Here is a 21,374-nt window from a genome sequence, read left to right as displayed (position 1 = left end):
TCCTTCGGACCATCCCGGAATGACCCACACGCATCACTTCCCCGTCTTCACCCTGGTCCAGAGCCGGTTGATGATGCGCTGCGTGGCGGGGTCGCGGGCGTGGATTACGAACAGCTTCTTCTGCGTCGCCTCGTCAGGATAAATGTTCCGGTCGTTGATGATTTCCGGGTTGATCAATTTCTGGCTCGCCAGATTGCCGTTGGCGTAGGAGAGGAAATTGGAGTTCTTCGCCGCGACGTCCGGGCGGTAGAGGTAGTTTATCAGCTCATAAGCCTCCGCGACGTTCTTCGCATCGGCGGGAATCGCGAGATTGTCGAAGAACATCTGGGCGCCTTCTTTCGGGATGGTGTAGCCGATTTCGATACCATTGTTGGCCTCCGCCGCCCGGCTGCGCGCCTGCATGACGTCGCCCGACCATCCCACCACGAAGCAAATTTCTCCCGACGCCAGCGCGCCCAGATATTCCGAGGAATGAAACTTGCGGACGTGAGGCCTGATCTTTCCGACGAGGTCGGCGGCCCTGTCCAGATCAGCCTGCGTGGTCGAGTTCGGGTCGATCCCGAGATAGCTCAGCGCGGCGGGAAGAATGTCGTCGGCGGAATCCAGCATGTGGATGCCGCAATCCCTGAACTTCGCCAGGTTCTCCGGCTTGAACACGATGTCCCAGCTGTCGATTTTCGCACCAGGTCCGAGGACTTTCTCGGCCGCCTTGACGTTATAGCCGATGCCAGTCGTACCCCACATGTAGTTGGCGCCGTAGCTGTTGCCGGGGTCGTAGACGGCGAGCTGGCTCGTCACTGCCGGCCAGGCGTTGCCGAGGTTGGGCAGCTTCGATTTGTCGAGCTTGAGGAAGACCTTTGCCGTGATCTGGCGCTGCAGGAAATAGCCGGTGGGAACCACGACGTCGTAACCCGACTTTCCCGCCAGCAGCCGGGTCTCCAGCGTCTCGTTGGCGTCGAAGGTGTCGTAGACCACCTTGATGCCGGTCTCCCTGGTGAAATCCTCCAGTACCCCCGGCGCCATGTAGTTCGACCAGTTGTAGAAATTGACCTTGCGCTCTTCGGCCCGCGCCGGCGCAAGCGTCAGCGCCAAAGCGATCACGCCAATCAGGCAAAGCGTGGCTCGGTACCCGTCGCGCATCTATCTACCTCTTGCGTCGATGCACCGCGTCCGACAAACGCTCGAGCGCGGTATCCAGCGTTTCGTCCTTTTTCGAAAAGCAGAACCGCACCACCGACGTCACCGCATCCTGTTCGTAGAACGCCGACACCGGGATCGCGGCCACCTTGTACTCGTTCACGATGCGATGGCAGAACGCCACGTCGGATTCGTTGAGGCCAAGCGGCGCGAGATCGACGGTGAGGAAATAAGTGCCCTGCGATTTCAGCACCGGAAAGCCGATGCGCTCGAGCCCGCTGGTGAGACGGTCCCGGCTCCGCGCCAGATCCTTGCGCATCCCGTGAAAATATTCCGCGGGCTTGCCGAGACCGTAGGCGACGGCGGCCTGCAGATTGGGGGCGGTCGTAAACGTCAGGAACTGGTGCACCTTGGCGGCGACCCGCAACAGCGGCGGCGCGGCGCAGACAAAGCCGATCTTCCATCCCGTCAGCGAGAATATCTTGCCGGCGCTGCCGACCTTGATCGTGCGGTCGCGCATGCCGGGAATCGTGATCAGCGGGATATGCTCACGGCCGTCGAAGACCACATGCTCCCAGACCTCGTCGCAGATTGCGACCGTGTCGAACTGCTGGCAGAACCGCGCCAGCAATTCCAGGTCTTCGCGGGGATAGACCACGGCGGCCGGATTGAGCGGGTTGTTGAACAGCACCGCTTTGGTCTTATGGTTGAAGACGCTTGCCAGCATCTCCTCGTCCAACCGCCAGTGCGGCGGCTCCAGCCGCAGCAACCGCGGAATCCCGCCGGCCTGTCGGATGATCGGCAGATAGCTGTCATAGACCGGCTGGAACACGACGACTTCGTCGCCGGGCTCGACGACGGCCAGAATCGATGCCGTCAGCGCCTCGGTGCCGCCCGAGGTCACCATCACCTCGGTCATCGGATCGAGGATGAGGTTGTGCCAGCGGCCGTAATGGTCCGCGATCGCCGTCCGCAGTTCCGGAATGCCCATCATCGACGGGTACTGGTTGTAGCCGTTCAGCGAGGCATCGGCCGCAGCCCGCCGGATGTCCTCCGGCCCGGGATCGTCAGGAAAGCCCTGGCCGAGATTGATGGCGTTGTTGTCGCGTGCGGCCTGCGACATCGCCTCGAAAACGGTAACGGGAAGGTCGGCAAAGACCTTGTTCATGGAGGTCATGGGAAAATCAGCCGCCGGCCCTGGTTTGAAATCCCGCGGCCTTCCAGCCGATGATGCCGCCCGCCAGATGCTTGTCATAGGCAAGCCCCGCCGCCTGCGCCGCCAGCGACGCCGTCACCGAGCGCTTGCCGGAGCGGCAGGCAAAGACCACCTGCTTGCCCCTGGGGTCGGGAATGGCGGCGGGGTCGAACGTCGAGAGCGGAACGACCACGCTGTCCGGATAGGCTTCCACAGCCACCTCGTTGGGCTCGCGCACGTCGACGAGCAGATAGCGTCCCTCCGCCATCCCCTTCGATACGTCTTCCGGCGTCAAATCGTGCACCTGATGGTCCGCCACGCAGTATCCTCCCGACAACGGCTGCGGGGCTCCGCTCAGCCCAAGCGAGCGCCAAAGTCGCCCCTGGCGCGGCGAAAATCAAGCACCACAAACGGTTTAAACGGCCGCCAAAGACCAGGCCCCCGCGGAAGGCATTGCTCCTCCCGCCCGCGTTTTCGGGTCAGAGGTTTTCGATCTGTATTGGGGCAAGGGTCGGCGTCAGCGTTTCCTGGGTTGGCAACCGGACACAAAGGGAATCTACTCGTCCTATCACCGCCCCGCCTTCGGCTTCCATCGGTGACTGAGAGTGTCGTGCTCCCGCCCGTTTCGGAGAGCCACCATGCCCAGAATCCAGCGCAACCAGGCCAAATCGCCGTTGCACGCGCCACAGTAAGGCAGCCCCAGTTGGCGGCCTCATTCGGATTTCTCTGGTGGCAGACGGGTGTGATCTACCAGATCTACCCGCGCTCCTTTCAGGATACCAACGCCGACGGCGTCGGCGATCTCAAGGGAATCGAGAGCAGGCTCGACTATCTCGCCAGCCTTGGCGTCGACGCCATCTGGATCTCACCGATCTATCCCTCGCCGATGGCTGACTTCGGCTATGACGTCGCCGACTACTGCGACATCGATGCGCGCTTCGGCGGGCTTGCCGATTTCGACAGTCTGCTTGCGCAAGCCCATGCGCGCGGGCTCAGGCTTCTGCTCGACTTCGTGCCCAACCATACATCCGACCGGCATCCCTGGTTCGTCGAGAGCCGCGCCTCGCGCAACAATCCGAAACGGGACTGGTACATCTGGCGCGATCCCGCGCCGGATGGCTGGCCGCCCAACAACTGGATCAGCGATTTCGGCGGCCCGGCATGGGAATGGGACGAGGCCACCCGCCAGTATTACTATCACGCGTTCCTGAAGCAGCAGCCGGACCTCAACTGGCGCAATCCGGCCGTGCGGGCGGCGATGTACGACGTGATGCGCTTCTGGTTCGACCGGGGCGTGGATGGTCTGCGCATCGACGTGCTGTGGCACCTGGTCAAGGCGGCCGACTTCCCGGACAATCCGCCCAACCCCGCCTGGCAGCCGGCGCTGGGCGATATGCACCGCGTGCTCCAGCTGCATTCGACCGACCAGCCCGAGGTGCACGCGATCGCCGCCGACATGCGCGCCATCGCCGACAGTTATGGTTCCGGTGGGCGGGGCGATCGCGTGCTAATCGGCGAGATCTATTTGCCGGTCGACCGGCTGCTGCACTATTACGGCCGGGAACGGGCAGAGGTGCACCTGCCCTTCAACTTCCAGCTCATTGATGCACCGTGGCAGGCGCGCGCCCTCGCGACGCTGATCGCCGACTATGAGGCAGCGCTTCCACCAGACGCCTGGCCGAACTGGGTGCTCGGCAACCACGACCGGCCACGCGTCGCAGCCAGGCTTGGGCAGGCCCAGGCCGGCGTCGCAGCGATGCTGCTGCTGACGCTCCGCGGCACGCCCACCCTCTATTACGCAGACGAATTGGGCTTGAGCGATGTCGCGATCCCGCCGGCACAGGTTCAGGACCCGCGCGGGCTGCGCGAGCCCACCCTCGCGCTCGGCCGCGATCCGGTCCGCACCCCGATGCCGTGGGACGGCAGCGAAAATGCCGGCTTCACCGCGGCCAGGCCGTGGCTGCCGCTCCATGCCGACTGGCCGGTTCGTAACGTCGCGCGGATGGCGCAAGAGCCTCATTCAATCCTGGCGCTTTATCGCCGGTTGCTGGCCGCGAGGCGCGCGCATCCGGCGTTGGCGATCGGCGACTTTGCGCTGCTGGACGCGGAGGGCGATATCCTCGCCTATCAGCGCCGGTTCGGCGCCGAGCGGTTGATCGTGGCGCTCAATCTCGGGGGAAACTTGCAGCGCCTGGAGTTACCCGACTGGGCGAGCGATTGCCGGGTGCTCTTGTCCACGCTCGCCCACGCGGCGCTGGTCGAAGACCGCGCCGTGCTACTACGGGCGGACGAGGGCGTGATCCTGATGGCCAATAACCAAAACAGCGAAGGATAATCGCGTGCGTATCGCCATGCTGGCTCCGATCTCCTGGCGCACGCCGCCGCGCCATTATGGTCCATGGGAGCTGGTGACGAGCCTGTTGACCGAGGCGCTGGTGGCGCGCGGCATCGACGTCACCTTGTTCGCCACGAAGGATAGCCGGACGGCGGGCAAACTGGCTGGCGTCTGCCCAGCGGCGTATTCCGAGGACCCCAGGATCGACGCCAAGGTATGGGAGATGCTCCACGTCGCCCATGTCTTTGAGCGCGCCGGTGAGTTCGACCTCATTCACAATCAGGCCGATTTCGTGCCGCTCGCATTCTCGCGCCTGGTCGAGACTCCTGTCGTCACGACGATCCACGGCTTCTCCTCGGAACGCATCCTGCCCGCCTTCAAGGCCTACGAGGATCGCGTCCATTATGTCGCAATCAGCGATGCCGATCGCCATCCGGACCTGCGCTATGCCTCGACAATCCACCACGGCATTCGGCTGGAGGACTTTCCCTTCGACCCGCGCGGCAGCGAAGACCTGCTGTTCTTCGGCCGCATCCACCCGGACAAGGGCGCGGCCGAGGCGATTGCGGCGGCAGGCCGCGCAGGTCGGCGGCTGATCATGGCCGGCATCGTCCAGGACCAGGACTATCACAACGAGCAGGTCGTGCCCGCGCTGGACGAGCGTACCGTCGTCTATCGCGGCCCGGTGGGCGGAGCGGTCCGGACGAAGCTTCTGGGCTCGGCGCGCGCGCTGCTCCACCTGATCAATTTCGACGAGCCGTTCGGACTATCGGTGGTGGAGGCGCTCGCCTGCGGCACGCCGGTGATCGCCTGCAACCGCGGATCAATGCCCGAGCTGGTCGATGATGGCGTGACCGGCTTTCTGGTCGACAACGTCGATGAAGCCGTCGATGCGATCGGCCGTATCGGCGAAATCGATCGCGCCGCATGCCGGGCGGCGGTGTCCGAACGATTTACGGTCGGGCGGATGGCTGATCGATATCTGGACCTGTACCGATCGCTCCTCAACTGAGGACCTGCTTGGCCTTCATGGGCCTACGATCGGGATTGACCCAAAGCCTAAATCGTAACCTGAGTCCCTACTTCGACCACCCGTCCCGTCGGGATCTGGAAATAGTCGGTGGCGTCGTTGGCGGAGCGGCTCATCGCGATGAACAGATGGTCTTGCCATTGCGGCATGCCAGACTGCGCCGAGGGCTTGAGCGAACGCCGCGACACGAAGAACGACGTCGCCATGATGTCGAACTGCCAGCCGAGCTTGCGCGCGATCGCCAGCGCCTTGGGGACGTTCGGCGATTCCATGAACCCGAACCGCAGCCGCACGGTGGCGAACTTCTCGCTGATGGATTCCATCCTGACGCGGTCGGCCGGGTCGACCCGCGGCGTCTCCGCGGTTTCGATCGTGAGGATGACGTTGTGTTCGTGCAGCACCTTGTTGTGTTTGAGGTTATGCATCAGCGCGGTCGGCACGAAGCTCGGGTCGGAGGTCAGAAACACCGCCGTACCCTTGACGATGTGAGGTGGACGCTTTTCGAGGCTCTTGACCAGGTCGATCAGCGGCACCTCGATGCGCCGGGTCTTGGCGACCAGGATCGCCGCGCCCCGGCGCCAGGTCCAGATCATCACCGCGACGACGACGCCGAACAGCAGCGGCACCCAGGCGCCGTCGAGCAGCTTCAGGAGGTTTGCGGCAAAGAAGCTCATGTCGACGATCACCAGCGGCAGGATCACGGCCGCCGCGGTCGCCGCGCGCCAGTTCCACAACTTCCAGATCACGACGAATCCCATGATGCCGTCTACCACCATGGTGGTGGAGACGGCGATGCCGTAGGCCGAGGCAAGACCGCTCGAGGTGCGGAACAGCAGCACCAGCAGCACGACCCCGACCAATAGCAGCCGGTTGACGCGCGGTAGGTAGATCTGACCGGCATGGGTCTCCGAGGTGTAGCGAACCTCAAACCGCGGCAACAGGCCGAGTTGCACCGCCTGGCGAACCAGCGAATAGGCGCCCGTTATCACCGCCTGGCTCGCGATCACGGTGGCCGCTGTCGCCAGCACCACCAGCGGCAGCACCAGTATTTCGGGGGCCAGCCGGTAGAACGGGTTTTGGATTGCCGACGGATCGGACAACACCAGCGCGCCCTGGCCGAAATAGTTGATCAGAAGCGCCGGTAACACCAGATAGAACCATCCGGCCTGGATCGGCTTGCGCCCGAAATGGCCGAGGTCCGCATACAGCGCCTCGCCGCCGGTCACGGCAAGGAACACCAGTCCCATCGTCACCAGTCCGATCATTCCGTGAGAAAGCATGAACTGGATGGCGTACCAGGGATTGATCGCCGCCAGGACCGTGGGGTCGTCGCTGATGTGGACGAGGCCCAACGTCGTCAGCGTCAGAAACCAGACCACCATCACCGGCCCAAACAGCGAGGCCACCCGCGCGGTACCGCTGCTCTGCACCGAGAACAGCACGACGAGAATGAAGATCGTCAGCGGCACGACATAATGTTCGAGCGCGGGCGTGACGAGCTTGAGACCTTCGACGGCCGACAGCACAGAGATCGCCGGCGTGATCATGGAATCGCCGATGAACATCGAGGCGCCGACCACGCCGAGCGCCAGCAGGGGCCAGCTTCGCCGGCCCAGCGCCCGCTGACCCAGCGCCATCAGGGAGAGCGTGCCGCCCTCGCCGTTGTTGTCGGCGCGCAGCAACAGCAGAACGTATTTGGCCGTCACGACGATGAACAGCGACCACAGGATCAGCGAAAGTACACCGAGCACGATGGCGCGCGATACCGGCTGCCCGGCCGCGGCGTGCGAGACGGCCTCGCGGAACGCGTAGAGCGGCGAGGTGCCGATATCGCCGAACACAACGCCGATGCTTCCCAGCGCCAGGGCCCAAAAACCCGAGGTGGCCTGCCCCTCATGGGCTTCGGTGGATGGGGCGCTGCCAGTCATGACGCAGAAGGAACGCTTTCACGGGTGAATTGATCCGGCGGCTATCGACGCTTCCGCGCTGACTGTCAATCATCGACCGTGCATTGCACCCCATGCGCGACGAGACTGGGACAAACCGGCCACAACGCCGATGGTACTATGGTAGGCCTATTGCATCACGGCTTCAAGCCGGGCGGCAGTGGCGGGTTTTCGCGCATCAACGTGATGGTCACCCGGCGGTTTGCCGGCAGGGTGGGATCATCGGGAAACAGCGGCTGGCTGTCGGCCTTGCCGGAAACCGCAAACACGTTCGACGGTCGCAACCCCTCGCGCTCGAGAATCTGGCGCACCACGTTGGCGCGGTCGGCCGAAAGGTCGAAGGCGCCGTACTCGCTGCGATTGGGTACAAAGCCGGCTGAGGTGTGGCCGACGATCGAGAGACGAAGCGGCGTCGCCTTGAGCGGGCCGGCCAGCCTTTGAATCAGCCGCTTGGTCCGGTCGTACGGCACCTTGGAGCCATCGGCGAACATCGAGCGGCCGTCCTGGTCGACGATCTCGAGATTGAGGCCCTCTTTGGTTTCCTCAAAAATGATGTGCTTGGACATTTCGGTCAGTTCCGGCATGTCCTGCAATGCCTGACGCAGCGAAGCTGAGGCGAGCGCAAACTCCCGATCGACCTTCTGGCGGAGGCCCTCGTCGCGTTTGCTGTCCTTCACCTCAGGGGCCGGGTGAGGAGAGGAATCCTCCGGCGAAACATGCTCCAGATGCTTCAGCATCGGCCGCGTCGGCAGGCCATCGGATTCGACGATTCCGGAATGTCTGCTCTCGGTCTGCACACCGAACGCTTCGCGCATCGAGCCGGCGACGATCTTCAGCTTGTTCTGATCCTGGCTGGAGAACGCAACCAGCATCACGAAGAACGCCAGCAGCAGCGCCATCAGATCGGCAAAAGTGACGAACCAGCCGTGACCGCCGTGCGCCTCTTCGCGTTTTTTCTTGGCCATGTTCTATGTCCGCGCCTGGATTCCGCTCTCGATCAGGCCGGAACCAGGTCGCCCTCCTCCTGGCGGTGTTTTTCGGGGAGATAGGCCAACAGCATTTCGCGGACCAACGTCGGGCTCTTGGAATCCCGGATCATCAGGATGCCGTCGATGATCAGGGTGCGGTTGGTTTCTTCGTCGAGAAGCTTGCCGTGCAGCTTGTCGGCGATCGGCAGGCAGATCAGGTTTGCCACCACCGCGCCGTAAAGCGTCGCCAGCAGAGCCACCGCCATGAAGGGACCGAGCTTGGAGGGGTCCGACATGTTGGAGAACATCTGCACCATGCCGAGCAGGGTGCCGATCATGCCGAACGCCGGGGCGCAGTCGCCGATGGCGCGGTAGATCTTCGAACCCTCGTTGAGGTGCATCAGGAAGTTATCGCGATCACGCTCCATGTTGTCGCGGATGAATTCGAGGTCATAGCCGTCGGCGACGTAGCGGATCCCCTTGGCCAGAAACGGTTCGTCGGTCTCGACCTTCTCCAGGCCGACCGGCCCCTGCTTGCGGGCGATTTCCGCGATGCGGGCAAGCTCGTCGACCAGGTCGCGCGCCGTCAGGCGGCTCATGGTGAAGGCGAATTTGGCCCCCAGTGGCATGCCGTGCAGGATCGCGCTGAGCGGGAACCGGATCAACGTCGCCGCAAACGAGCCGCCGAAGATGATGATGACGGCATGGATGTCGTAGAACATCCGGAAGTCGCCACCCATCAGGATCAGAGTCGATATGACGATGCCGCCCACAACCAGGCCGATGAGCGTGGTGATATCCATTCTGAACTCCGACGCGTAGGCGAACCACCGACCGTCCTGGCCGGTGCGCGGTCGATGCGGAGCCGCGCAACATCGACCCTACGACCCCGCAATTAAAGAGGCGTAAAGGATAAACCGGCGTATGGCCGTAGATTTGCGAGGAACGGCGCATTGCCATCCGGCACCGGCGCCCTTGGGCGGGATGGTCGCCACCCGATCTCAATCTTTTGCTAACGATTGAGGTATGCGGAAGCTTCCCGATACGCGGGGCGAACCTGACCGGACTTACTGGGCCTGGGCGCCGATCCCGGCGGCCTTGATGATCGGCCACCACTTATCAATCTCGGCCTTCTGGAACGCGGCCAGTCCCTCCGGCGTCTGCTGGGCGCGCGGGGCGACGTCGAGCCCGAGCTCCGTGAAGCGCTTCTGGATGGCGGGATCGGCGAGCGCCTCGACGGTCGCGGCATTGAGCCGGGCGATGACGTCCTTCGGCGTTGCCTTTGGCGCCCAGAAGCCGAACCAGCCGGACATGTAAAGTCCGGGCACGCCGGTCTCGTCCGCGGTCGGAATATCAGGCATCGAGGCCGAGCGCGCGGCCGAAAGGATCTTGCCGGCGCGGATTTGCGGCAGCGCCACCGCGCCCTGCACCACCAGCAGATCCACCGTGCCGGAAATCAGGTCGGTCATGGCGGGACCGGCGCCGCGATAGGGAATGAATTGCACCTTCTGCCCGGTCAGGCTCTCGAACATCACGCCGGTGACGTTCGCCGCAGCGTTCTGGTTGACGAAGTTGATCTTGCCGGGATTGGCCTTCATCCACGTCACGAGTTCGGCGAGGCTGTTGGCCGGAAGGTCGTTCTTGGCGACCAGCAGCTGGGGATTGTGGGAAATCAGCGCGATCGGCTCAAAATCCTTCTCGAGGTCGTAGTCGAGCTTGTAGATGATGCTGCCGACATGGGTGTCCCACTGGCCGATGTCGAAGGTGTATCCGTCTGGCGCCGCGCGCGCCACCCGCCCGACCGCGATGCTGCCGCCGGCGCCGCCGACATTTTCGATCACGACCGACTGTCTAAGCGACGCGCGCATCCGCTCGGCCATGATCCGCGCGGCGGTGTCGGTCGAGCCACCAGGCGGGAACGGCACCACCAGCGTGATCGGGCGCAATGGATAGGTTTGCGCCTGCGCAAGGCCAGCCAGCATCAACCACGCCAGTGTCGCCCACAATCCCCTTATGGCGCGCCTGCCCCTTCCCTTTTCATCGCCCCCTCAGTGGATCTCCGCCGAACGCTTCAAGGCCGCCTTGAGCTTTTCGAGCGTGAAATCGGGGCTGCGGGCGATTTCCAGGATCGGCGTTTCGCGCCGGCCGCAGAGTTCGGCGGCGTCAGGGATTTTCGCAGCGATATCGACCGGGATGACGATGGCGCCGTGCTGGTCGGCGTGGATGAGATCGTCGGAGTGAACGGTCATGCCGGCTACGCGCACTTCGCCGCCAAAACTTTCCGCATGGACCCAGGCGTGCGACGGTCCGATCGACCCCGCCAGCGCCTGGAAGCCCGGCGCCCATTGCGGGATGTCGCGGATCGAGCCGTCGGTGATGACGCCAAGACAACCGAGCGCCTTGTGGACGTTGCTTTGCACCTCGCCCCAGAACGCGCCGTAGCCGACGTCGGCGCCGTCGATGTCCTGGATCACGGTGATGCGCGGTCCGAATCCGGTGCCGACATATTCGTAGTAGGCGATGCGGCGGCGGGACTGCTCGTCGGCCGGCAGGGTGGATTTGAGAACCGAGCGGATCGTGACGGTACGGGCGTAGCCGACCATCGGCGGCAGACCGGGAAACGGACAGACCAGGGGCTTGGTGGTGTAGCCGATCAGGCGGCGCTCCGGCGCCACGATCTCCATCGCATTGCAGATCGTAGGGGTATCGTAGCGCGCCAACGCTTCGAGGACGGAAGCGGGCAGCGGGGCGGTCATGGCCTTGTTCACGGCGTTCTCTCCTGATCTTTCTTGGTCGGCTGGTTCTGAGCAGCCGTTCTCCGATAAGCCTATAGCCGAGATTGGGCCGAAACCCAACTCGGCGCCCGCTCACGCCAGGCAAGACTGATGAGAAGAATGTGGAGATCAGTTCAGCCGCGTCGGCCGCTCATTCTCGGGTTCACCGGCCGCCGGCGAAAATGGCGGCGGCACATCTGACGGCGCGCCGGCCTCCGCCGGCAGCGCCGCGGCGGCGTTGCGCTCATGGGCGCGATACGACTTCCAGCCCCAGGGCAGGCTCAGCAGATAGAGAACCGAGCCGATCGACAGAATATGCCAGGGATAGCCGATCAACAGCGCGATGAAGAACACGACCGAGACGAACACCGGCAGCACCATCTCCGGCGGCACGCGCATCGGCGTCGTCTTGCCGGAAAAAACCGGCAGGCGCGAGACCATCAGGAACGCGATCAGGAGCGTGTAGAGCCCGGTCAGCGCCGCCGGCGGTTTCGCCAGGCCGAGAAACGCGAGATAGACCGGCAACAGCGCCAGGATCGCGCCGGCAGGCGCCGGCACGCCGGTAAAGTAATTGGCCGCGAACGCAGGCTTGTTCGGGTCGTCAATCGAGGCGTTGAAGCGCGCCAGCCGCAGGCCGCCCGCAATCGCAAACACCATCGCCGCGATCCAGCCGACATTGGCGAGATCGTGCAACTGCCAGAAATAGAGGATCAGGCCGGGCGCCACGCCGAAATTGACGAAGTCCGCCAGGCTGTCGAGCTCGGCGCCGAATTTCGACTGGCCCTTGATCATGCGCGCGACGCGGCCGTCGACCCCGTCGAGCACGGCCGCGAATACGATGGCGGCTACTGCAAGCTCCATCCGCCCTTCGGTTGACAGCCGGATCGCCGTCAGCCCGGCGCAGATCGCCAGCAAGGTGATGACGTTGGGCACCAGCATCCGCACCGGGATCGGGCGAAACCGGCGGCGGCGTTGTTCGGGCGCTTTGGGATCGATGGGCGTCATTGCTCGCCAGTATATAGCAAGCCCGGGCCCGCTCCGCCATTGGGCGGAACCCGGCCCTTCGAATGGTTAATCCGCGCGGTAGGTGCGTCCCGGATCGCTGGCGCTGAAATCGGCCAGGATCGTCTCGCCCGCAACCGCGGTCTGGCCCTCGGACACCAGCGCCCTTACGCCTTCAGGCAAATATACGTCCAGTCGCGAGCCGAAACGGATCAGGCCGAACCGCTCGCCGGCGCCGATCGACTGGCCCTCGCGCGCGAACGACACGATCCGCCGCGCCACCAGGCCGGCGATCTGGACCACCCCGATCCGGCCGTTCGGCGTCGAGATGACCAGCGAGTTGCGCTCGTTGTCCTCGCTGGCCTTGTCGAGCTCGGCATTGATGAAGGCGCCCGGCCGGTACACGATACGATCGATGCGGCCCGACACCGGACTGCGGTTCACGTGACAGTTGAACACGCTCATGAACACCGAGACGCGTGGCAGCGGCCGATCGCCGAGACCGAGTTCGGCCGGCGGCAGCACCTGGGCGATCATCGAGACGCGCCCGTCGGCGGGCGAGACCACGATACCATCGCGCACCGGCGTCACCCGGACGGGATCGCGAAAGAACAGTGCGCACCAGACCGTCAGCAGCGTTCCAATCCAGCCCAAAGGCGTCCAGATCCAGAACAGAATCAGGCTGACCAGCGCAAAGCCGCCGATGAAGGGATAGCCCTCGGGATGGATTGGCGGAATCTGCGCGCGGATCGAATTGGCAATCGACATCAAGGCTCACTGTTATCTGTTGTTTCGCCCGGTACCCGCTTCCGGGAGCCGGACCTGGATTACTCCGCGGCGCTTGCCAACGGGTCTTTGGGTTGCTCATTGAGCTGATCGTTGACCGGCGGCGGGACGCGGTTCGGTGCCTCGTTGTCGTCGGCGATCTGCGCGAGCTTCTCCCGCGCCTCCTCTGCCTCGCGCTGCCGGTTCCACATACTGGCATAAAGTCCGCCGGAAGCCAAAAGCCCGGCGTGGGTACCGCGCTCGGCGATGCGCCCTTGATCCAGCACGATAATTTCATCGGCGCCGACAATGGTAGAGAGCCGATGCGCGATCACCAGCGAGGTGCGGCCGCGCGAGACGCGTTCGAGCGCCTCCTGGATTTCATGCTCGGTGTGGCTGTCCAGCGCCGAGGTGGCTTCATCGAGCACAAGGATCGGCGGCGCCTTGAGCACCGTGCGCGCGATCGCCACCCGCTGCTTTTCGCCGCCCGAAAGCTTCAGCCCGCGCTCGCCGACCTGGGTTTCGTAGCCCTTCGGGGACATCCGGATGAAGCTGTCGATCTGCGCCAGTTGCGCCGCCTGCTCCACATCGGCGTCGCTGGCGTCCCAGCGGCCGTAACGGATGTTGTAGCGGATGGTGTCGTTGAACAGCACGGTGTCCTGCGGCACCATGCCTATCGAGGCGCGCAGGCTCGCCTGGGTAACGTTCCTGATGTCCTGGCCGTCGATCAAGATCTTGCCGCCGGAGACGTCGTAGAGCCGGAACAGCAGCCGCGAAATCGTCGACTTGCCGGCGCCGGAGGGGCCAACGATCGCAACCGTCTTGCCGGCGGGGACCTCGAAGCTGAGGCCCTTGAGGATCGGCCGCTCCGGATCATAGGAAAACCGCACCTCGTCGAAGCGCACATTGCCCGAGCTCACGATCAGCGGTAGCGCGCCGGGGACATCCTTGATCTCCGGATTGCGCGACAGCACGCCGAACATCTTCTCGATGTCGATGATCGCCTGCTTGATCTCGCGATAGACCATGCCCATGAAGTTCAGGGGCTGGTAAAGCTGGATCATCATGGCGTTGACCATGACGAAATCGCCGATCGTGTTGGTGCCGTTGCGGACGCCGAGCGCGCACATCACCATGGTCGCGGTGAGGCCGAAGGTGAAGATGACCGCCTGCCCGGTGTTGAGCACCGCGAGCGAGGTATATGTCTTGACGCTGTTGTGCTCGTAGCGCTCCATCGAGCGATCGTAGCGCTCGGCCTCGCGCCTCTCCGCACTGAAGTATTTCACCGTCTCGTAGTTGAGCAGCGAATCGATCGCCTTGGTGTTGGCCTCGGTGTCGGAATCGTTCATCTTGCGGCGGATCTCGATCCGCCATTCGGTCGCGACATAGGTGTAGTACATGTAGATCACGACCGTGATCGCGGTAACCAGCACGTAGCGCCAGTCGAACTGCCACAGCAGCACCGCCATCAGCAGCGAGACCTCGACGATGGTCGGGACCAGTTGCAGGATCACCATCCGCACGATGACTTCGATGCCGGAACGGCCGCGCTCCAGCACGCGCGTCAAGCCGCCGGTCTTGCGCTCGAGATGAAAGCGCAGCGACAGCTCGTGCATGTGAACAAAGGTGATGTAGGCGAGCTTGCGCACCGCATGCATCGCAACGCGGGCAAAGATGCCGTCGCGCCATTGCGTCAGCACCGCCATCAGCACACGCACTGCGCCGTAGCTTGCAGTCATGAGCAGCGGCGAGGCGATCAGCCACAACATCCAGTTCGACGGCTCGATCGGCGCGGAGCCCGCGCCGTTCAGCGCGTCGACCGCCCATTTGAAGGTGAACGGCACCGACAGCGTCGCGAGCTTCGCAAGCAGCAGAAGCAGCATCGACCAGACGACGCGCATCTTGAGGTCGACGCGGTCGCCGGGCCAGATATAGGGCCATAGATGCACCAGCGTTCCGACCAGCGTCGCCTTTTCGGGGGAGGCGCCGTCGGCTGGACCGGCAGGCGGGGGCGAATCGGGATGGGCCATTATTGTGGCCGCCCCGGGGAAAGGCCGGCGCTCCGGTTCAACATCAGGGATTTCAGGGTGATCTGCATATGTCCGTCATATAAAGCGTTTGACCGTTCCGTACAGCCTTGAAAGACAAATCTTTCCCCGGTTGACGGTGTTTCGGGCCTGTTCCTATGCGCAGAGCGACGCCACCACACTTGAGGTTTTCTGTTTGCAATGCCACATGGACGGCATGAATGAAATCAAGACTGTCTGTGTCTATTGCGGCTCCGGCCCCGGTTCCAGCCCCCGTTTCGTCGAGGCCGCGCATGCGCTCGGTAAGGCCTTCGCCGAGAACAACATTCGTCTCGTCTATGGCGGCGGATCGGTCGGGTTGATGGGCGCCGTCGCCAAATCGACACTGGATCATGGCGGTTCGGTCACCGGCATCATCCCGGATTTTCTCAAGACCCGCGAACGGGCGTTGACGCGCGTTCAGGAAATGATCGTCACGCCGGACATGCACGAACGAAAACGGCTGATGTTCGAGCACTCCGACGCTTTCGTGGCGCTGCCCGGCGGGATCGGTACGCTGGAGGAACTGGTCGAGCAAATGACCTGGCAACAGCTTGGCCAGCACTCAAAGCCGGTCCTGCTCGCCAACATCGACGGCTTCTGGGAGCCGCTGCTGGCGCTGTTCGCGCACATGCGCGCCACCGAATTCATCCGCCCGTCGCTGAACGTCGAGATTCTCAAGGCCGAGCGGATCGAGGACGTCCTGCCGCGCCTGCGCGCCGCCGCCGCCCGCGCGCCCGAAGGCACCAGGGAATTGACTCCGGAACTGGCGAGCAAGCTTTAGGTCGTCGGCGGTTCACGCCGCCAGAAACGTGACCGCCTCGATGCGGTTGCCGTCGGGATCAATGACGGAGACGGAGATGTGGTCGATCAGGTGATGGCCCCTCAGCCGTCATTCCGGGGCGATGCGAAGCATCGAACCCGGAATCTCGAGATTCCGGGTCTGGTCCTTCGGACCATCCCGGAATGACTAATCCACCTCACGTCGGCGCGCCTGACTTCACCAGCTTGTAGATCACCGAATCCATCAACGCCTGGAACGAGGCGTCGATGATGTTGGGCGACACGCCGATCGTGGTCCAGCTCTCGCCGCTCTCGTCCTCGCTCTCGATCAGCACCCGCGTCACCGCTTCGGTGCCGCCATTGAGGATACGCACGCGGTAGTCGATCAGTTTCAGGCCCTCGATGTAGGTCTGATATTTGCCGAGGTCCTTGCGCAAGGCCACGTCAAGTGCGTTGACGGGGCCGTTGCCTTCCGCCGCCGAGATCAGCCGCTCGCCGGCGACGTCGACCTTGACCACCGCCAGCGCCACCGTGACGCGCTGGCCGTTGGCGTTGTAGCGCTGCTCGACGCTGACGTCGAACTGCTCGACCTTGAAGTATTCCGGCACCCGGCCGAGCGTGCGCCGCGCCAGCAGGTCGAACGAGGCGTTGGCGGATTCATAGGCGTACCCCGCCGCTTCGCGCTCCTTCAGCTCCTCCACCAGGCGCGCCAGCTTCGGATCGTTCTTTTCGTAGTTGATGCCGGCGCGGTCGAGTTCGGCCATCACGTTGGATCGTCCGGCCTGATCCGACACCAGCACCTTGCGGCGGTTGCCGACCAATTCAGGCGAGACGTGCTCATAGGTGTGCGGGTCCTTCATGACCGCGGAGGCATGAATGCCGGTCTTGGTGACGAAGGCGCTTTCGCCGACATAGGCCGCGTGGCGGTTCGGCGCGCGGTTGAGCATGGCGTCGAGCGTGCGCGACACTTTCATCAGCGTCGCCATCTTTTCCGAGGTGACGCCGATCTCGAAGGCGTCGACGAACTCGCGCTTCAGGCGCAGGGTCGGGATCAGCGAACAGAGATTGGCGTTGCCGCAACGCTCGCCGAGCCCGTTCAGCGTGCCCTGGATCTGGCGCGCGCCGGCACGCACCGCGGCCAACGAATTGGCCACCGCCTGCTCGGTGTCATTGTGGGCGTGGATGCCGACGTGAGAGCCGGGGATATGTTGTATGACGGTGGCGACAATGGACTCGACCTCGTGCGGCATCGCGCCGCCATTGGTGTCGCACAGCACCACCCAGCGCGCGCCGGACTCGTAGGCCGCCTTCGCACAGGCCAGCGCGTAGTCGGCATTCTCCTTATAGCCGTCGAAGAAGTGCTCGCAATCGACCATCACCTCGCGGCCCGCGGCCCTTGCCGCGCCGACGCTGTCGCGGATCGAGGCAAGGTTCTCCTCGTTGGTGGTTTCGAGCGCCACCCGCACCTGATAGGCGCTGGCCTTGGCGACAAAGCAGATCGCATCCGCTTTGGCCTCGATCAGCGCCGCAAGGCCAGGATCGTTCGACGCCGAACGGCCCGGACGGCGGGTCATGCCGAAGGCGGTGAATTTGGCGTGGGCGAACTTCGGCTTCTCGGCGAAAAATTCGGTGTCGGTTGGATTGGCGCCGGGATAGCCGCCCTCGACATAGTCGATGCCGAGTTCATCCAGCATCCGCGCGATGATACGCTTGTCGTGCAGGGTAAAGTCGACCCCGTTGGTCTGCGCGCCGTCGCGCAGCGTGGTGTCGAAGAGATAAAGGCGTTCGCGGCTCATGAAGGGCCTCCCGGCACGGCCGCGTCAGCCAGCGCCTTCTGCATCGTGGTGTTGGCGAGCCATTCGCCATTGATGGTGACGGTGTTGCGCTGGGTGGCGACGAAGCCGCGCTTCCTGAACACGGGCTCGGCGGTGTCGCTGGCGTCCACCGTCAGGCTTTTGGCGCCGCGCGCAGCGGCAAGCTTTTCCAGCGCCTCGACCAGCATCGACGCTATCCCCTGCCCGGCGACGCTGGGATGCACGTAAAGCATGTCGATGTGGTCGGCGCCTTTCAGCGAGGCGAAGCCGACCGGCGCGCTCTGCATCGTGGCAATCAGCGTGAGCTGGCCGGCAAGTCTCGCGCCGAACGCTTCTTCATCATCGGCGGCCGCCGCCCAGGCTTCCTGCTGCGCCTCGCTGTAGTCCTCGCCGGTCAGCCCCTCGATGGCGGCAACGAAGATCGCCGCCAGCATCGGCGTGTCCGCCGGCAGATACGGCCGTAGGCCGGGTTTGGGCAATGCCTGTCCCATCGCGTCAAAACGCTCCGAGCAGCCGCAAGGCGAGCACCACCGCGCCGACGATCAGCGCCCATTTGATGAAGATGTAGTAGCGCCAGTGTTTCGGGAACGGCGTGTCGGGCTTGGTCATCGCGCGATCTCCCAGGTTGTAACAGGATTGCCGTCGGCGTCCTTGCCGTCCTTGAGCACAACGCCCATTGCGGCGAGTTCGTCGCGGATGCGGTCGGATTCCTTGAAATCCTTGCGCGCCCGCGCTGCGGTGCGGTCCGCAATCAGTCCGCCTACCTGTTGCGTATCGACGCCGCTTGCCTGCTGCTTGCGTCGCTTCCATGCCTCAGCACTCATCGAGAGGAATCCTAGCAGCCGAAGCGACGCCACGAATTCGCCGCGTTCGCGCTCGCCACCGGACGCAGCTGCGTTCCGCAGGCCATGCAGGACGGCCATGGCCTGCGCCGTATTGAGGTCGTCATACAGCGCTTCGATCAAGGCCGGCGACGCTTGACCGGCGTCGGCGTCGGCTGCAATTGCGTACCAATCGTCCAGCGTCTTCGCACTCTCTTCCGCGCTCTTCCTGGCCCAATCGAGCGGCGATCGGTAATGCGTCCTGAGCATACTCAGGCGCAGCACCTCGCCCGGCCAATCGGCCAGCATCTCGCGGATCGTGAAGAAGTTGCCGAGCGACTTCGACATCTTCTCGCTCTCGAGCTGCAGGAATCCGTTGTGCATCCAGACATTCGCCATCCGGTCGGAATGAAACGCGCAGCAGGTTTGTGCGATTTCGTTCTCATGGTGCGGAAACACCAGATCGATGCCGCCACCGTGAATGTCGAATTTCTCGCCGAGATGCTTCCAGGCCATCGCCGAGCATTCGATGTGCCAGCCGGGGCGGCCTTCCGTCTTGATGCCCGATGGCGACGGCCATGACGGCTCGCCCGGCTTCGACGGCTTCCACAACACGAAGTCGGTGTCGTCGCGCTTGTAGGGGGCAACGTCAACGCGAGCGCCGGCAATCATTTCGTCGAGTGGGCGCTTCGACAATGCGCCATAGCGCGGCATCACCGTATCAGCCGCGTTCATCGCCTGCGGCGAGAACAGCGCGTGGTCCTCGGCGATATAGGCGAAGCCGCCGGCGACCAGCTTCTCGATGATCGCCCGCATTTCCGGAATATGTTCGGTCGCACGCGGCTGCACGGTCGGCGGCAAGCAGCCCAGCGCGGTAACGTCGTCCTGGTACTGCTGGTAGGTCAGCTCCGTGACCTTGCGGATCGCCTCGTTCAGCGGCAGGCCCGGATGATCGCGCGCGGCGCGGTCATTGATCTTGTCGTCGACGTCGGTGACGTTGCGAGCATAGGTCACATGTGCTGCGCCGTACCGATGGCGCAGCACGCGGAACAATACGTCGAACACGATCGCGGCACGACCGTTGCCGATATGGGCGAAGTCGTAAACCGTCGGTCCGCAGACATACATGCGGACGTTGTTTGGATCGAGCGGCACAAACGGCCGCTTCTCCTTCGTCAACGTATCGTAGAGGCGCAGTTCCATGGAAAACCCATCCGTGGCGGCCGGGCGTCCAATGATCTCGGTTGGGAGAAAAGACGGCCTCAGCCAGCGAATCGCTAGCTAATAATCTCGCGGCAAATGCTTGAGATGGCGAGGCGGTCGTTCATGTTTCCAGCATGGCGGCATCAGGGGGACGGCGTCAAGGCCCGATTCGGGTGGATATCGCCGCGCCTCGTGGTTAACCCTTGTGTCGCGATCACCCGCCAGCCAGCACCAGCCGGACGCCTTTCGTCCCCCTGATCGGGCAGGGTTTGCCACACCCCCGCCCCGGAAACGACGTGACGCTGCCCCGAGAAGCGGGTATTGAATGCAACCTTGGCCGCACGACGCCGCCTTGACCGTGACGATCGGTTTTTTTGTAGCCGCGCGGTTCACTTTTAATGGCCGGATATGCTGCGAATACCCAACGCTCCCCTCGCCCATTGGATATTGACCTCGGTCGTGCTGCTCGGCATCGCGACCTCGGCCAGCCCTGCTTACGCGCAGATGAACCCCGGCGCGCCGCCGCCAGGCGCGCAGGCCAATCCGGTCTGCGTCCGGCTGGAGGGGCAATTGACGGCGATCGACCGGGGTGCTGGCACCGGCGACCCCGCCAAGGATGAACAGATCCGCCGCTATCAGGACGCCCAGGCCAAGCAGCAGGCCGAACTTGATCGCGTGACGCTGCAGGCCAAGCGGATGGGCTGCGAAAGCACCGGATTTTTCTCGCTTTTCAACGGCCAGTCGGCGCAATGCGCGCCGGTGAACAACCAGATCCAGCAGATGCGCAGCAATCTCGACCAGATCACGACCAGCCTGGAGCGGCTGCGCAGCGGCGGCATCGGCGGCGCCGACCGCGAAAACCAGCGCCGCTCGGTGCTGGCGGCGCTCGCGCAAAACAATTGCGGCCCGCAATACGCGGCGGCGGCGCGCGGGCCCGGCAATTTCATCGACAGCCTGTTCGGCAACAACAACCAGCTGCCGCCTCCCAGCGCCGACCTGGGCCCACCCTCCGGCACCTTCCGTACCGTTTGCGTCCGCACCTGCGACGGCGCTTACTTCCCGGTATCCTTCGCCACCTATCAGGCGCGATTCCAGGACGACGAGAAGACCTGCCGGGCGCTGTGCCCGGCCACCGAAGCCGCGCTGTTCACCTATCGCAATCCAGGTGAGGACATCAACCAGGCGGTCTCGATCACGGGACAGCCCTATTCGTCGCTGCCGAACGCCTTCAAGTTCCGCACCGAGTTCAACGCGGCCTGCGCCTGCAAGGCGGCGGGCCAGACCTGGTCGGAGGCTCTGAAGTCGGTCGACGACAGGGCTTCGGTCGAGCAGGGCGACATCATCGTCACCGAGGAAAGCGCCAAGCGGATGCAGCAGCGCGCGCAGCCCAAGGCGCTGCCCCCGCCGCCGGCCAAAAAGGGCGCCACGCCCGCCACTGCCAACGCACCGCCGGCCGAGACAACCGCCGTGGCCGATGACAAGGACAAGCCGATCCGCACCGTCGGCCCGACCTTCATCCAGCCGAAGCAATAGCG

The 21,374-nt window shown here is 64.0% G+C and carries 18 protein-coding genes; 4 read left to right on the top strand and 14 right to left on the bottom strand.

The features are described from left to right. Nucleotides 1–33: 33 nt before the first annotated feature. The 3 genes from Q0D31_RS17940 to Q0D31_RS17930 are packed head-to-tail and all read right to left on the bottom strand — an operon-like array spanning nucleotide 34 to nucleotide 2,600. Nucleotides 34–1,140, bottom strand: a complete 1,107-nt coding sequence (locus Q0D31_RS17940; protein ID WP_291853944.1) for a polyamine ABC transporter substrate-binding protein — start codon at nucleotides 1,138–1,140, stop codon at nucleotides 34–36. Between the two features lie 4 nt (nucleotides 1,141–1,144). Then, nucleotides 1,145–2,314, bottom strand: a complete 1,170-nt coding sequence (locus tag Q0D31_RS17935; RefSeq protein WP_291853942.1) for an aminotransferase — start codon at nucleotides 2,312–2,314, stop codon at nucleotides 1,145–1,147. A gap of 7 nt (nucleotides 2,315–2,321) precedes the next feature. After that, nucleotides 2,322–2,600: a rhodanese-like domain-containing protein gene (locus tag Q0D31_RS17930; protein WP_291854111.1), complete on the bottom strand. Its 279-nt coding sequence runs from the start codon at nucleotides 2,598–2,600 to the stop codon at nucleotides 2,322–2,324. 435 nt (nucleotides 2,601–3,035) lie between these two features. On the opposite strand from Q0D31_RS17930, the gene Q0D31_RS17925 reads away from it, so the two are divergent. Next, on the top strand, nucleotides 3,036–4,667 hold the full coding sequence (locus tag Q0D31_RS17925; RefSeq protein ID WP_291854109.1) for an alpha-amylase family glycosyl hydrolase: 1,632 nt from the start codon (nucleotides 3,036–3,038) through the stop codon (nucleotides 4,665–4,667). A gap of 85 nt (nucleotides 4,668–4,752) precedes the next feature. Beyond that, nucleotides 4,753–5,679, top strand: a complete 927-nt coding sequence (locus Q0D31_RS17920; RefSeq protein WP_291853941.1) for a glycosyltransferase family 4 protein — start codon at nucleotides 4,753–4,755, stop codon at nucleotides 5,677–5,679. A 47-nt stretch (nucleotides 5,680–5,726) separates the two neighbouring features. Here the strand turns inward: Q0D31_RS17920 and Q0D31_RS17915 are convergent, their stop codons facing one another. From Q0D31_RS17915 to Q0D31_RS17880, 8 genes are all read right to left on the bottom strand, one after another. Next, on the bottom strand, nucleotides 5,727–7,625 hold the full coding sequence (locus tag Q0D31_RS17915; RefSeq protein ID WP_291853939.1) for a potassium transporter Kup: 1,899 nt from the start codon (nucleotides 7,623–7,625) through the stop codon (nucleotides 5,727–5,729). A gap of 155 nt (nucleotides 7,626–7,780) precedes the next feature. After that, nucleotides 7,781–8,608, bottom strand: a complete 828-nt coding sequence (locus Q0D31_RS17910) for a flagellar motor protein MotB (protein WP_291853904.1) — start codon at nucleotides 8,606–8,608, stop codon at nucleotides 7,781–7,783. Nucleotides 8,609–8,640: 32 nt separating this feature from the next. Further along, nucleotides 8,641–9,414 carry a MotA/TolQ/ExbB proton channel family protein gene (locus Q0D31_RS17905; RefSeq protein ID WP_291853902.1) on the bottom strand — a complete coding sequence of 258 codons (774 nt, stop codon included), beginning with the start codon at nucleotides 9,412–9,414 and terminating at the stop codon, nucleotides 8,641–8,643. Nucleotides 9,415–9,678: 264 nt separating this feature from the next. Continuing rightward, a complete protein-coding gene (locus Q0D31_RS17900; protein ID WP_291853900.1) occupies nucleotides 9,679–10,593 on the bottom strand; it encodes a tripartite tricarboxylate transporter substrate-binding protein in 915 nt (304 codons plus the stop codon). A 66-nt stretch (nucleotides 10,594–10,659) separates the two neighbouring features. Beyond that, the gene (locus Q0D31_RS17895) at nucleotides 10,660–11,367 is read right to left on the bottom strand and encodes an RraA family protein (RefSeq protein ID WP_291854107.1); all 708 of its coding nucleotides are present in this window, start codon (nucleotides 11,365–11,367) and stop codon (nucleotides 10,660–10,662) included. A 147-nt stretch (nucleotides 11,368–11,514) separates the two neighbouring features. Beyond that, nucleotides 11,515–12,390 (bottom strand): phosphatidylcholine/phosphatidylserine synthase, encoded by an 876-nt coding sequence (locus Q0D31_RS17890; protein ID WP_291853898.1) that lies wholly within the window; start codon nucleotides 12,388–12,390, stop codon nucleotides 11,515–11,517. 66 nt (nucleotides 12,391–12,456) lie between these two features. Next, the gene (locus Q0D31_RS17885) at nucleotides 12,457–13,155 is read right to left on the bottom strand and encodes a phosphatidylserine decarboxylase (RefSeq protein ID WP_291853896.1); all 699 of its coding nucleotides are present in this window, start codon (nucleotides 13,153–13,155) and stop codon (nucleotides 12,457–12,459) included. Between the two features lie 59 nt (nucleotides 13,156–13,214). Further along, nucleotides 13,215–15,182: an ABC transporter ATP-binding protein/permease gene (locus Q0D31_RS17880; RefSeq protein WP_291853894.1), complete on the bottom strand. Its 1,968-nt coding sequence runs from the start codon at nucleotides 15,180–15,182 to the stop codon at nucleotides 13,215–13,217. Nucleotides 15,183–15,396: 214 nt separating this feature from the next. Between Q0D31_RS17880 and Q0D31_RS17875 the strand changes: the two genes are divergently transcribed. Next, nucleotides 15,397–16,002: a TIGR00730 family Rossman fold protein gene (locus tag Q0D31_RS17875; RefSeq protein WP_291853892.1), complete on the top strand. Its 606-nt coding sequence runs from the start codon at nucleotides 15,397–15,399 to the stop codon at nucleotides 16,000–16,002. 196 nt (nucleotides 16,003–16,198) lie between these two features. Here the strand turns inward: Q0D31_RS17875 and cimA are convergent, their stop codons facing one another. From cimA to cysS, 3 genes are all read right to left on the bottom strand, one after another. After that, nucleotides 16,199–17,797, bottom strand: a complete 1,599-nt coding sequence (gene cimA / locus Q0D31_RS17870) for a citramalate synthase (protein ID WP_291853890.1) — start codon at nucleotides 17,795–17,797, stop codon at nucleotides 16,199–16,201. After that, the gene (locus Q0D31_RS17865) at nucleotides 17,794–18,306 is read right to left on the bottom strand and encodes a GNAT family N-acetyltransferase (protein ID WP_291853888.1); all 513 of its coding nucleotides are present in this window, start codon (nucleotides 18,304–18,306) and stop codon (nucleotides 17,794–17,796) included. The genes cimA and Q0D31_RS17865 overlap by 4 nt, the downstream gene beginning before the upstream one ends. 114 nt (nucleotides 18,307–18,420) lie before the next feature. Further along, nucleotides 18,421–19,839, bottom strand: coding sequence for a cysteine--tRNA ligase (gene cysS, locus Q0D31_RS17860; RefSeq protein ID WP_291853886.1), 1,419 nt, complete (start codon nucleotides 19,837–19,839; stop codon nucleotides 18,421–18,423). Between the two features lie 504 nt (nucleotides 19,840–20,343). On the opposite strand from cysS, the gene Q0D31_RS17855 reads away from it, so the two are divergent. Continuing rightward, a complete protein-coding gene (locus Q0D31_RS17855; protein WP_291854105.1) occupies nucleotides 20,344–21,372 on the top strand; it encodes a DUF2865 domain-containing protein in 1,029 nt (342 codons plus the stop codon). Nucleotides 21,373–21,374 lie beyond the last annotated feature (2 nt).

This window comes from Bradyrhizobium sp., assembly GCF_022844465.1.
Taxonomy (GTDB): domain Bacteria; phylum Pseudomonadota; class Alphaproteobacteria; order Rhizobiales; family Xanthobacteraceae; genus Bradyrhizobium.
The sequence above is the reverse complement of the archived record's forward strand: the minus strand, read 5'-3'. Positions and strand labels throughout refer to the sequence as shown.